Source organism: Staphylococcus sp. HMSC13A10 (assembly GCF_001808005.1).
Lineage (GTDB): Bacteria > Bacillota > Bacilli > Staphylococcales > Staphylococcaceae > Staphylococcus > Staphylococcus pasteuri.
The window spans coordinates 88,638-101,828 of record NZ_KV791880.1; the positions used below are offsets into that span (position 1 = coordinate 88,638).

Genomic DNA, 13,191 nt, shown 5'->3' on the forward strand with positions numbered 1-13,191 from the left:
ATGAAACAATTTGAAATCGTTAAAGAACCAATTCAAATAGAGCCATATCGTGCATTTACACTAAACGAACATCAAGGTGCAATGGTGACGTTCACTGGACATGTTCGTGAATGGACTAAAGGAGTAAAAACTGAGTATTTAGAATATGAAGCTTATATTCCAATGGCTGAAAAGAAAATGGCTCAAATAGGTCAAGAAATAGAACAAAAATGGCCAGGTACTATAACAACTATAGTACACAGAATTGGTCCTCTTGAGATATCAGATATAGCTGTCTTAATTGTGGTATCATCTCCTCATCGTAAAAATGCATATCGTGCGAATGAATATGCCATAGAACGAATTAAAGAAATAGTACCAATATGGAAAAAAGAGATATGGGAAGATGGTGCTGAATGGCAAGGCCATCAAAAAGGCGACTATGATGAAGCTAATGGGAGGAAATAAATTGGAAGTACTTTACTTTGCAGAATTAAAAGATATAGCTAATAAACAGTCAGAAACAATAGATGTTTCAGATCCTTTAACTGTAGAAGCGTTTAAAGTGATGATTGTTGAACATTATCCAGAAATGGCACATAAGCAATTTCAAATTGCAGTTAATGAAGAATTCGTTAAATTAACTGATAAGATTGAACCTGGTGATACTGTAGCACTCATTCCACCAGTGAGTGGAGGATAAATAAATGAAAGCAATTATACTCGCTGGAGGCCAATCAAGTCGTTTTGGGCGTCCTAAAGCATTTGCTTCAGTTGACGGACAAATGTTTTATCAGCGAATAGTGAATGTACTTAAATCAACAAATATGTTTAATGACATTATTATTAGTACGAATAGTCAACTTAAAAATGAATTTAAATATCAAAATATAGTTGTAGATAAAGACAATTATAAAGGAAAAGGACCGCTAGCAGGCATATTGTCAGTGATGGAACAATACCCGGATGAAGAATTATTTTTCGTAGTATCAGTTGATACACCGATGATAAACGAAAAAGCCATAAATCAACTATATCAATTTATGATGTCTCATCTTATTGAAGATCAAATAGATATAGCAACGGTTAAGTCAAATGGATATATGATTCCGACGATTGGCTTTTATAGTCCTAAGACGAAAAATGTTATTGAAGAAATATTGAGTTCTGATGATTATAGTTTTAAGCAATTATATGAAGAAATGAATGTAGATTGGATTAATGTAGAAGACATCGATGCACCGTCATATTGGTATTATAATATTAACTCTCAACAAGATTTGGACACTTTAAAACAACAGTTAGATCAATAAGGAGGGTCCATTATGGTGGAGCAAATTAAAGATAAACTTGGTCGACCGATAAGAGACTTAAGATTATCAGTCACAGATAGATGTAATTTCAGATGTGATTATTGCATGCCAAAAGAAATATTTGGCGATGATTTTGTCTTTTTACCTAAAGATGAATTATTGTCTTTTGATGAAATGGTCAGAATTGCTAGATTGTATGCTCAATTAGGGGTTAAAAAGATAAGAATAACAGGTGGAGAACCATTATTAAGAAGAAATCTTTATCAACTCATTGAGCAACTGAATCAAATAGAAGGCATTGAAGATATAGGTATGACTACTAATGGATTACTTTTAAAAAAACATGGTCAAAATTTATATAATGCAGGCCTAAGACGTATTAATGTGAGTTTAGATGCTATTGACGATGAAGTCTTTCAAGCAATTAATAATAGAAATATTAAAGCTTCTACAATATTAGAACAGATTGATTATGCGATTTCGATTGGTTTACAAGTTAAAGTGAATGTCGTTATTCAAAAAGGCGTGAATGATGATCAAATCATACCTATGATTGAATATTTTAAAGATAAAGCTATTGAAATAAGATTTATTGAATTTATGGATGTCGGTAATGACAATGGCTGGGACTTTAGCAAAGTAGTGAGTAAAGATGAAATGTTAAATATGGTTGAACAACATTTTGAAGTTGAGCCTGTAGAACCTAAATATTTTGGAGAGGTAGCTAAATACTATCGTCACAAAGATAATCAAGTGAAGTTTGGACTTATAACTAGTGTATCTCAATCATTTTGTTCAACATGTACGAGAGCCCGTTTATCCTCAGATGGTAAATTTTACGGATGTTTATTTGCAGATGTAGAAGGATTTGATGTTAAGAACTTTATGCGCTCTGGTGCAACAGATGAGGAATTATTAGAGCAATTTAAAGCACTTTGGCACATTAGAGATGATCGATATTCAGATGAACGAACAGAACAAACAGTAAAAAATAGAAAACGTAATAAGATTAATATGAACTATATTGGTGGATAGTATTAAATTTTAATTTAAATAAGTGGAAAAATAGAGTCATATTTATACAATCATAAAATCTTTTATAGATTATATGTGTCTCGTAATTTCAATACAATAACTTTTATATACTTTTCACTATTAAACATGTACTTTAAAATGTTGAATTTCTAAACAAAATTTAGACTTAAATTTAATATTTGTAATAGATAAAATGCTTACTATGTTATATAATAAAGTTAAGCAATTTAATTGTATAATACAAACATAACATCTAAGAATCAACATAGGAGGCATTTTAATATGAATAATAAAGAACAAGGGTTTATTGCATCTGAAAGAGAACTAAGTCAACTTAAGCACTGGTTAAAAACATCTTATCGCACTTCAATTGAAGAATTTGTCGTTTTATACAAAGTCTTTGAAGGTGAGAAGATTAGTGGTAAAGAATTAAGAGATACGTTACATTTTGAAATGTTATGGGACACAAGTAAAATTGATGTGATTATCCGTAAGATTTATAAAAAAGAACTTATTTCAAAATTACGTTCAGAAACAGATGAGCGACAAGTTTACTACTTCTTTAACGCAAAGCAAAAGAAATTAATGGATAAAATGATAAACGAAATCGAAGCAATTAGTATTGCAAACTAAATATAAAAAATAAAAGCTAGAGACATCATCTTTAATGTGATGTCTCTAGCTTTTTAATTTATTTGTAGTAACTACTATTCATATGAATATGTGTTTTTAACTTTTTTACCATGAACAAAGAAATATACAATTGTAGTTAGAATGCCTAAAATAGCCATTGCTCCATAAATTTGACTATATGAAATCATATGTGTAAATAAACCTAAGAATGAAGGACCGAAGCCAATACCAACATCTAATCCGATAAAGTAAGTTGATGTAGCTAAGCCATACTTAAATGAAGGTGATACTTTAATTGAAATAGCTTGCATTGATGAAGAAAGGTTACCGTAACCAATACCTAGTAATACACCAGAAAGTAATAATAATCCACTATTAAAACTAAACATTAAACAAATGAAACTTAGTATAAGAGCAATAAATGAAGGGTAAACGACTACATTTTCATTTTTACTATCCATTAAACGACCGGCAATAGGGCGTGTAACTAAAGAAGCCACTGCGTAGAAAATAAAGAAGTAACTAGCCGCACTGACTAAATCACGTTGCTCAGCAAAAGCTTGTAAGTACGTTAATATCGCTGCATAAGTAACACCAACTAGTAACATAACAATTGCAACTGGTACAGCTTCTTTAGCGATGAAATTGTGAATACTAAAGCCATTTGAATTTGTGGAATTTTGTTCTTTATTCGTAGGGTTAAAATCAATATTAATAAAGAACGATAAGATAAGTCCTAAAATACCTAACACAATACATAACGTGAATAGTAATGTGATAGAAAATGTATTTAGTAATAAAATACCAAAGAAAGGACCAACAGCAGTACCTAATACTAAACTTAATGAAAATAAGCTAATGCCTTCACTTTTACGTGTTTGTGGTGTGACATAAGCTGCGATAGTACCTGTTGCGGTTGTAGCAATTGCAGTTGCAATACCGTTGATTAAACGTACAAACATTAAGAAATAAATATTACCAGGAATAAAATACAATGCTTGAGTTATCACAAGACAGAAAAGACCAAACATTAAAATCTTTTTAGGACCAAATGTATTTACATATTTACCCGTTCCAAAACGACCAATTAATGATCCGACAATAAATAACCCCACGACTAGTCCAGCTAAACTATCAGATGCATGATATTCAGATTTACTATAGCCTGCGATGACTACAATCAATAAATACATACATAAGTACACGAAAAAATTTATGATGAAATTAAGATTGAAGCGTTTAGTAAAGATAGGTGCTTTAATAGATGAAGTTTCACTCATTCTTGACTCTCCTTTAGTATTGTTTCATAAATAATTGACATTGAATTAGTAATTTCTGTCAGTTGTTGCTCATTTATACCAGATTTTTCAATAATTTCATCCTGTATTTCATTTACCTCTTTATTGATAGTTTCAAAAAATTGTCGACCTTCTTCAGTTAAACTTAACCATTTTTGTCGTTTATCATTTCCAGTAGTATAAGAAATTAATTCTCTTTCGAGTAAAACTTTAATAAATTTTCTAGCAGTCGGTTTTTCTATAGCACGACGATAAGATATATTAACTAAGGTCGTTGGTTGAAATTGCGCAATATCCTTTAAAACGAGCCATTGGCCAGTATGAATGTTATGTCGTTCTAATATAGGCTGAGTTAATTTAATATAAGGTCGATAAATACTAATAAAACTATTGAAAAATTTGTTGTTAATCATGAGCACACCTCAAAATTTATAATTTAGTTAGCTTAGCTAACCTTTTTGAAACGCAAGATTCATTATAAAACTAAAAGCAATATTTTTCAATACCAATTTAAAGTAAGTTTTTAGAAGTATAATACTTCGTATTTTGTTAAAATAAGAACTGAGAAATGAATAAAAAGGGGACAAAAAGATGGATTTGAAATTTGATCATATCATTCATTATATTGATCAATTAGAGCAATTTAAGTTTCCAGGTAACCTTATCACGTTGCATTCAGGTGGAAAACATAATAAATTTGGAACATTTAATAAGTTATCGTATATAAATGGAAACTACATAGAATTTTTAGATGTAGAAGATCAAGAAAAATTGCAGAAATTAGCTAAAACTGAAGAGGGAAGAGTATCATTTGCTACTAAAATAGCTCAAGATCATTTTAAACAAGGATTCAAAACCATTTGTTTAAGAACAAATAATATAGACGCTATTAAGCAAACACTGGAAGAACGTAATATAGAAGTTATTGGTCCAGTAAATATGGAGAGAGAAACTAAAAAAGATGAAAAAATAACTTGGCGACTTTTATATATTGCTGATCCTAGTTATATGGTTAAACCACCATTTTTCATACAATGGGATCAAGGTGAAGCTAATCGAGATGCACAGTTAGAACCTTTATATCAAACCCAATTCTCTATAGAGATGATAATAGTTACTACTAGTCAACGAGAAAAGACAGTACAAAACTGGCAAAATTGGTTTGATATGCAAGTTGTAAATGAAACTGATAAATACACTGATTTAATTTTAAAGGAAGATCAAATGTACTTTAGAATTGAAGATGGTAAAGAATCTGGTTATCACACTGTCGTGTTTAAAGACGCTGAGGCAACATCACCATATTCAATATATATAAGAGGTGCAAAATATCGTTTTGAACCTAATAATTAATATAGATAAGTATAAGCACTTTGTATGATAATGGCGATATGGACAACTGCAATAATAATCGAAGTAATACTTAAATACATGCTAAATTGAGTTGTTCTAATAAGTAAAAAGAACAATGATAAAACGAAACTAAATGCAGCCAGTATGACTCTTAAGCTAAAATATTGGACTGTTAAATCATTATTCAAACTAATGACAATGATAAGAGCGTTTAAGATGATAAATAAAATTAATAGCGTTGGACGCAATTTGAACACCTCTTTCGTAAGAATTTTAGTGTTTTATTATACCAATTTTAAAACTGCTTTAAAAATTATTTAGCTGAAATAAAATAACTTATAGGAATTAAAGAACATGTTTTTAATGTTGTTGTAGATTCATTTATGTGTTTTATCGACACTCATAGATAGACGTTGTATAATTATAGTTATTGTTAATAAAAAGGAGATATTATAAACCATGGAAAAGATGAATATCACTAATCAAGAACATGACGCATTTGTAAAATCTCATCCAAATGGCGATTTACTGCAACTTACGAAATGGGCAGAAACAAAGAAATTGACTGGATGGTATTCAAGAAGAATTGCGATAGGTGAAAATGGTGAAATTAAGGGCGTTGGACAATTATTATTCAAAAAAATTCCGAAACTACCATTTACATTATGTTATGTATCTAGAGGATTTGTAACTGATTACGATAATAAAGAAGCATTATCACAATTATTAGAAGAAGCGAAAAAAGTAGCTAAAGAAGAAAAAGCTTACGCAATTAAAATAGATCCAGACGTTGAAGTAGAACACGGTGCTGAAGCATTGAAAAATTTACGTAATTTAGGATTTAAGCATAAAGGATTTAAAGAAGGTTTATCTAAAGATTATATTCAACCAAGAATGACAATGATCACACCAATTGATAAATCTGATGAAGACATTATTCAAAGTTTTGAAAGACGAAATCGCTCTAAAGTGAGATTAGCATTAAAAAGAGGTACGAAAGTTGAAAGAGCTGGTAGAGAAGGATTAAAAACATTCGCACATTTAATGCAAATCACAGGGGAACGTGATGGATTCTTAACTAGAGATATTAGTTACTTTGAAAATATATATGATGCATTACATGAAGATGGCGATGCAGAATTGTTCTTAGTTAAATTAGAACCAAAACCAGTGCTTGAAACAGTGAATTCAGAAATTAAAGAATTAGAAAATGAAATTGAAAAACTTCAAAATAAAAAGCAAGATAAAAAAACACTAAATAAAATCAATGATGCTAATAATAAAATTAAAAAATCTCAAGATTTAAAAGATGATTTATTAAGACTTGAAAAAGAACATCCAGAAGGTATTTATTTATCAGGTGCATTATTAATGTTTGCAGGTAGTAAATCTTATTACTTATATGGCGCTTCATCTAATGACTTCCGAGATTTCTTACCTAATCATCATATGCAATATACTATGATGAAATATGCTCGTGATCACGGAGCTAAAACATATGATTTTGGTGGAACTGATAATAATCCAGACAAAGATTCAGACCATTATGGATTATGGACATTTAAAAAAGTATGGGGAACTTACTTAAGTGAAAAAATTGGTGAATTTGATTATGTTTTAAATCAACCACTTTACCAACTTATTGAACAAGTTAAACCAAAATTAACAAAAGCTAAAATTAAACTATCACGAAAATTAAAGCGTAAATAGATTTTTTATTATCTGAACGATTCTATAAATAAAGAACGTTCAGATTTTTTTAGAATCATTTTTTAAAATAATAGAATATAGCACTATATATAAATTGATAAAAGGGGACACTAATTATATGATCAAAAAGCTATTGCAATTTTCTTTAGGCAATAAGTTCGCAATATTCTTGATGGTATTACTCGTTATTTTAGGTGGAGTGTATGCTAGTGCCAAGTTAAAACTTGAATTATTACCGGACGTAGAGAATCCTATGATCTCAGTTCAAACAACAATGCCTGGTGCCACACCACAAACTACTCAAGATGAGATTAACAGTAAAATAGATAGTCAAGTTAGATCGATGGCATATGTTAAAAGCGTTAAAACTGAATCTATCCAAAATGCTTCAATTGTAACTGTAGAATATAATAATGATACAGACATGGATAAAGCTGAGGAACAGTTAAAAAAAGAAATTGATAAAATTAAATTCAAAGACGGGGTCAGTGATCCTGAATTAACAAGAAATTCTATGGATGCATTTCCTATCGTAGCTTATTCTTTAACAGATAAAGATAATGATTTAAAATCAGTAACTAAAAAATTAAACCAGCAACTTATTCCAAAATTACAAACAATCGATGGTGTTCAAAATGCTCAATTAAATGGCCAAACAAATCGTGAAGTAACATTAAAGTTCAAGCAAAAAGAACTTGATGAAAAAGGTGTTACAGCAGATGATGTCGAAAACTATTTAAAAACAGCGACTCGAGAAACGCCGCTAGGGCTTTTCCAATTTGGAGATACTGACAAATCTATCGTTGTCGATGGACAGTTTACATCAGTCAATGCACTGAAAAACTTAAAAATCCCTGCAACGATTGCCGGACAAGGACAAAGTAGTGATAGCAGCGACGATGGAGAGAGCGACAGCTTAATGCCATCTGATCAATCATCAGCGTCCGCTGGTAGTTCTAAACAAAGTTCATCAGGATCTATGCCTACATTTAAATTAAAAGACGTAGCTAATATTTCGGTTGGTGATGAACGTACATCCATTTCGAAAACGAATGGAAAAGATGCAGTAAATTTACAAATAACAAAAGCTCAAGATGCTAATACCGTTCAAGTTGCAAAAGATGTACAGAAAAAAGTAGATGAATTTGAAAAAAATAATAGTGAAATGAAAGCTATTAAAACGATGGATACTGCTAAACCAATTGAAGATTCTTTATATACAATGATTGAAAAAGCAGCATTAGGAACAATCGTAGCTATCGTAGTTATATTGTTATTCTTAAGAAATATACGAACAACAGCTATTTCAGTCATTTCAATACCAATGTCAATATTAATTGCACTCGTAGCATTGAAATTATCTAATGTGTCACTAAATATATTGACTTTAGGGGCATTAACAGTAGCTATTGGACGAGTGATAGATGATTCTATCGTTGTGGTTGAGAATATATATAGACGTTTATCTGATAAAAATGAACAACTCAAAGGTGATTCATTAATCATAAACGCAACAACTGAAGTGTTTAAACCAATACTATCTTCAACATTGGTTACTATTATTGTGTTCTTACCATTAGCATTTGTGTCAGGGTCTGTTGGTGAAATGTTCAGACCATTCGCACTCGCAATTACATTCAGTTTATTAGCTTCATTATTAGTATCAATCACAGTAGTTCCAGCGCTAGGTTCTACGCTATTTAGAAAAGGAATCCAAACTAAACCTCAAAAACAAAAGCATGGGGTAGTTAGTGAGGGGTATAAAAAGGTATTAAATTGGTCACTTAATCATAAGTGGATCGTCATTATAATTAGTATTGTATTACTAGCTGGAAGTATTGGCTTAGGTGCTGCAAAATTAGGCACAAGTTATATTTCATCAGGAGATAATAAATTCATGGCGTTAACTTATACGCCTAAACCAGGTGAAACTGAAAAATCAGTGCTCGAACATGGTGAACAAGTTCAAAAGTATTTAAAATCTAAAGATAAAGTTAACACTGTTCAATATTCTGTAGGAGGGCCAACACCATCTGATCCTACTGGTAGTACAAATAGTATGGCGTTGATGGTAGATTATGATAAAGATACGCCAAACTTTGAAGAAGAGCCAGATAAAGTATTAAAACATGTTGATTCATTTAAACATCCTGGTCAATGGAAGAACCAAGATTTAGGTACTGGTGCTGGAAATGATTCTATTGAAGTGACAGTTAAAGGTCCATCAACGGATGCTATTAAAGGTACTGTTCATAAAATTGAAAGCACTATGAAAGATGTTAAAGGTATCAATAATGTTAAATCAGATTTATCACAAACATACGATCAATATGAAGTAAAAGTCGATCAAAATAAAGCGGCAGATAATGGAATATCAGCTAGTCAGCTTGCGATGAATTTAAATGAAAACTTACCAGAAAAAACAATTACGACAGTTAAAGAAAACGGTAAGAAAATAGATGTTAAAGTAAAACAAAACAAGCAAACTGATTGGTCACAAAGTAAATTAGAAAATATTAAATTGAAAAAACCAACAGGTGGTTCAATTAAATTAAGTGAAATTGCTAGTCTTAAAAAATCAACTACACCAAGTAAATTGACTCAAGAAGATGGTGACTATTCAACTACAGTTTCAGGTAAGATTACGACAAGTGATGTAGGTGGTACTTCACAAAAAGTAATGTCTAAAATTAATAAAATTGATAAACCACATAGCGTAAAAGTGAATGTTGGAGGCGCAACTGATGACATCAACTCTGCTATATCTCAACTTGCAATAGCTATGTTAGCAGCAATAATTATAGTGTATCTTATTTTAGTAATTACATTTAAAGGTGGATTAGCTCCATTCACTATTTTATTCTCATTACCATTTACAATAATAGGTGTTGTATTATCACTTGTGATTACAGGCGAAACTATCTCAGTACCTAGTTTAATTGGTATGTTGATGTTAATTGGTATTGTTGTTACAAATGCTATTGTATTGATAGATAGAGTTATTAATAATGAAAAATCAGGTATGGATATGAAAGCTGCTTTAATTGAAGCAGGAGGAACGAGAATTCGTCCTATCTTAATGACAGCAATAGCAACTATAGGTGCTTTAGTACCGTTGTTATTTGGTGAAGATAGTTCTATCTTAATATCTAAAGGAATGGCAGCAACTGTTATTGGAGGACTAATATCTTCAACAATATTAACGCTTGTTGTTGTTCCAGTAATTTACGAAATTTTATTCACAATTAAAGATAAAATTTATCGTAAACTAAACAGAAAATAATAAAAAAAGCATCATTCCTCCAAAAAAGGAATGATGCTTTTTACTTTAGTATAAAATTAAAGTTAGAATGATATAAATCACGAACAAACCGATTGATAATATATTTAAAATATTAACGCCTTTATCATCATTCTTAAGTGTTTTAAATGCAGTAACTTCTACATTTCCAACTAAAAGTAGCAACACTATAAATACCCACCAGTTCTCACTAGGGAACTGCATCGTTGTAATTGCTACAACAAATAACAATAATATACCCATTATGATTCTTAAAATTCTAGTGAAAATTGAATTCATCTTGAATATACTTATGTAACTTACAATTAAGTATAGTAAAGGCAATAAAATTAAGTATAATTTCATGAGTTGACATCCTTTCTTTTCCGAATATATATTAGCACGTTCACATACTTATGACTAGGATGTCTAAAGAAATGTAGTTAAATTGTGACATGTAATTAATTATTGTTCATTTATTTGCTTTCTTACATTGGCCATTTCTTTCTCAATTTCTTCAAGCTGATTGACTAAAGGATCGATATTTTGATTTAATGACTCGCGCTTTTCTAAGTCACCTTGTAGTCTAGTATAATCATATTTTAGTTCTGTTAATTTACTTTCTAAATCCATTATACAATCGCTCCTTAAATTAAAGTATGATTAAATTATAGCATGAAACAAACTAGTTCTAAAATTTATAGCAAATGTGTTAAAGTTATCAATTGAAAGTGTTGAGATACGTGAAAGAAGGGCTAATATGACAGAACAATTTGTAATGATCATTCTTTTAATTGCTTTAGGCTATTTTTTAAAGCGTATTAATTATTTGAAAGCAACAGATAGCCAAGTGCTTTCAACAATAGTATTAAATGTAACTTTACCTTCTTTAGTTATCGTGAATTTAAATAAAGCTGATTTAAACCTATCATTTTCTATTTTGCCTATTATGATGATTATCTACGGTGTGGTCTCAAAAATAATTGTTATTTGGAGTTTCCGTAAATACGATAATCAAATGCGTGGTTCTGTTGGTATGATGATTGGAGCTATGAATATTGGATTATTTGCTTATCCATTAGTAGATGCTATATGGCCAAGTAAGGGAATGGTTTATTTTGGCATGGTTGATATTGGTGGCGCAGTTATTATGTTTGGTCTCACTTACTTTGTTGGAAGTTACTTTAGTGAGGGAAGTGACCAATTCAATTTTAAATTCTTAGTTAAGAAATTAATTCAATCTGTACCACTGGTTACTTATATTGTTATGTTTATACTTAATATGGCGAACATTCATTTACCTAAAGTGTCTATTGATTTCTTTTCAATTTTAGGAAAAGCTAATATGCCACTATCTATGATTTTATTAGGCGTTATGTTGAACTTTACTATTGAAAAAGCTTATTTACCTGCAGCAATCAAATATCTTTCTCTTCATTATGGAATAGGTCTTATTGCTGGATTAATTGTATATTTCTTCTTACCAGTTTCAGATCAGATGATTAAAACGACATTGCTTATCACATGGTTATTACCAGTTGGTGTGGCAATTATTCCTTATTCAATACAATTCAAATATAAAACACTACCCTTAATAGGGATGGTAACTAATTTATCAATTGTTATAAGTATTGTTATTATATATGTTTATCAAGCGTTCTTTGTTTCATAATAAATAGAAATAGTTATTTATATATAAAAAGCCATGCAATTCATGAGTACACACTACATTAATTTAATGTATGTTACACATGAAAATTGCATGGTTTATTGTTTGACTTAGCCTTTACCTCCCATGAAAGCTGGATAGTTTGTCATACCACCATCTACATAAATAGTAGTTCCGTGGATATAACTAGCTAAGTCTGATGCTAAGAATAATGCAGCATTAGCGATATCTTGAGCATCTCCAATTTCTCTAGCTGGAATCATTTCTAATGTTTCCTCACGAGTTTTTGGATCAGAGAATTTTTCTTTAGTATGTTCAGTAACAACAGCTCCAGGGGATATATTATTAATACGAATTCCATATTGTGCATATTCCATTGACATGGTTTCCATCATTAATTTTAATCCACCTTTACTTGAAGCATAGTGAACATAATTTGGCCATGGAATAGTATCATGAACACTTGAAGTATTAATAATAACACCTTTTTTATCTTCTTTTCTGAAGTGTTTTACTGCTTCACGTGAACCTATAAACGCACCTGTTAAGTTGATATCTATCACTTTTTGCCATTCTTCAATCGTCATTTCATGCGATGGTGTTGCTTTTTCAAAACCAGCATTGTTAATCATGATATCTAAAGTACCGAAATGGTCTACAGATTGATTGATTAAATTAATGACATCTTCTTCTTTAGCCATATCTCCTTGAACGAGTAACGCATCTCCACCAGCTTGTTTGATGATATTTACAGATTCTTGTAATGATTCATCGTGTTTATCTGAACGATAGTTAAGTACGACTTTTGCTTTGGCTTTACCAAAATTTTCTGCAAAAGACTTACCAATACCACTACCAGCTCCTGTAATGATAACAACTTTATTTTCTAATTCTTTAAACATGGAAATGCCTCCTAAAAAT

General features: G+C 30.5%; 15 protein-coding genes. 9 read left to right on the top strand and 6 right to left on the bottom strand.

Going from position 1 to position 13,191, the window contains the following annotated elements; all coding sequences use genetic code 11:
• From HMPREF3125_RS09915 to HMPREF3125_RS09935, 5 genes are all read left to right on the top strand, one after another.
• Entirely contained in the window at positions 1-447 is a 447-nt protein-coding gene (locus tag HMPREF3125_RS09915) for a molybdenum cofactor biosynthesis protein MoaE (protein WP_017638539.1), read from the top strand.
• Position 448: 1 nt separating this feature from the next.
• Complete coding sequence (gene moaD / locus HMPREF3125_RS09920) at positions 449-682, top strand: molybdopterin converting factor subunit 1 (protein ID WP_017638538.1); 234 nt, start codon at positions 449-451, stop codon at positions 680-682.
• 4 nt (positions 683-686) lie between these two features.
• Positions 687-1,292 carry a molybdenum cofactor guanylyltransferase MobA gene (mobA, locus tag HMPREF3125_RS09925; RefSeq protein ID WP_070453631.1) on the top strand — a complete coding sequence of 202 codons (606 nt, stop codon included), beginning with the start codon at positions 687-689 and terminating at the stop codon, positions 1,290-1,292.
• A 12-nt stretch (positions 1,293-1,304) separates the two neighbouring features.
• A complete protein-coding gene (gene moaA / locus HMPREF3125_RS09930; protein WP_017638536.1) occupies positions 1,305-2,327 on the top strand; it encodes a GTP 3',8-cyclase MoaA in 1,023 nt (340 codons plus the stop codon).
• A gap of 282 nt (positions 2,328-2,609) precedes the next feature.
• On the top strand, positions 2,610-2,960 hold the full coding sequence (locus HMPREF3125_RS09935) for a SarA family transcriptional regulator (RefSeq protein WP_070453634.1): 351 nt from the start codon (positions 2,610-2,612) through the stop codon (positions 2,958-2,960).
• A gap of 74 nt (positions 2,961-3,034) precedes the next feature.
• Here HMPREF3125_RS09935 and HMPREF3125_RS09940 read toward each other — a convergent pair whose 3' ends face one another.
• Both HMPREF3125_RS09940 and HMPREF3125_RS09945 read right to left on the bottom strand, forming a co-directional pair.
• Entirely contained in the window at positions 3,035-4,240 is a 1,206-nt protein-coding gene (locus HMPREF3125_RS09940) for an MFS transporter (RefSeq protein WP_070453637.1), read from the bottom strand.
• Entirely contained in the window at positions 4,237-4,671 is a 435-nt protein-coding gene (locus tag HMPREF3125_RS09945) for a MarR family winged helix-turn-helix transcriptional regulator (RefSeq protein WP_017638533.1), read from the bottom strand. Before HMPREF3125_RS09945 ends, HMPREF3125_RS09940 begins: the two co-directional genes overlap by 4 nt.
• A 178-nt stretch (positions 4,672-4,849) precedes the next feature.
• Between HMPREF3125_RS09945 and HMPREF3125_RS09950 the strand changes: the two genes are divergently transcribed.
• Positions 4,850-5,611: a VOC family protein gene (locus tag HMPREF3125_RS09950; protein WP_070453641.1), complete on the top strand. Its 762-nt coding sequence runs from the start codon at positions 4,850-4,852 to the stop codon at positions 5,609-5,611.
• On the opposite strand, the gene HMPREF3125_RS09955 is transcribed toward HMPREF3125_RS09950, so the two are convergent.
• Positions 5,608-5,859 carry a hypothetical protein gene (locus HMPREF3125_RS09955; protein ID WP_070453644.1) on the bottom strand — a complete coding sequence of 84 codons (252 nt, stop codon included), beginning with the start codon at positions 5,857-5,859 and terminating at the stop codon, positions 5,608-5,610. The two genes, HMPREF3125_RS09950 and HMPREF3125_RS09955, sit on opposite strands and share 4 nt — an antisense overlap.
• A gap of 211 nt (positions 5,860-6,070) precedes the next feature.
• Between HMPREF3125_RS09955 and HMPREF3125_RS09960 the strand changes: the two genes are divergently transcribed.
• Entirely contained in the window at positions 6,071-7,321 is a 1,251-nt protein-coding gene (locus HMPREF3125_RS09960; RefSeq protein WP_017638530.1) for a lipid II:glycine glycyltransferase FemX, read from the top strand.
• Between the two features lie 118 nt (positions 7,322-7,439).
• Entirely contained in the window at positions 7,440-10,604 is a 3,165-nt protein-coding gene (locus tag HMPREF3125_RS09965; protein ID WP_070453646.1) for an efflux RND transporter permease subunit, read from the top strand.
• 45 nt (positions 10,605-10,649) lie between these two features.
• On the opposite strand, the gene mspA is transcribed toward HMPREF3125_RS09965, so the two are convergent.
• Complete coding sequence (mspA, locus tag HMPREF3125_RS09970) at positions 10,650-10,967, bottom strand: membrane stabilizing protein MspA (RefSeq protein WP_017638528.1); 318 nt, start codon at positions 10,965-10,967, stop codon at positions 10,650-10,652.
• A gap of 99 nt (positions 10,968-11,066) precedes the next feature.
• Positions 11,067-11,234, bottom strand: a complete 168-nt coding sequence (locus HMPREF3125_RS12860; protein ID WP_017638527.1) for an SE1832 family protein — start codon at positions 11,232-11,234, stop codon at positions 11,067-11,069.
• 127 nt (positions 11,235-11,361) lie between these two features.
• Here HMPREF3125_RS12860 and HMPREF3125_RS09975 point away from each other — a divergent pair, with 127 nt between their 5' ends.
• Positions 11,362-12,273 carry an AEC family transporter gene (locus tag HMPREF3125_RS09975; protein WP_046467155.1) on the top strand — a complete coding sequence of 304 codons (912 nt, stop codon included), beginning with the start codon at positions 11,362-11,364 and terminating at the stop codon, positions 12,271-12,273.
• Between the two features lie 107 nt (positions 12,274-12,380).
• Here the strand turns inward: HMPREF3125_RS09975 and HMPREF3125_RS09980 are convergent, their stop codons facing one another.
• A complete protein-coding gene (locus tag HMPREF3125_RS09980; RefSeq protein WP_046467156.1) occupies positions 12,381-13,172 on the bottom strand; it encodes a glucose 1-dehydrogenase in 792 nt (263 codons plus the stop codon).
• Positions 13,173-13,191: the final 19 nt, after the last annotated feature.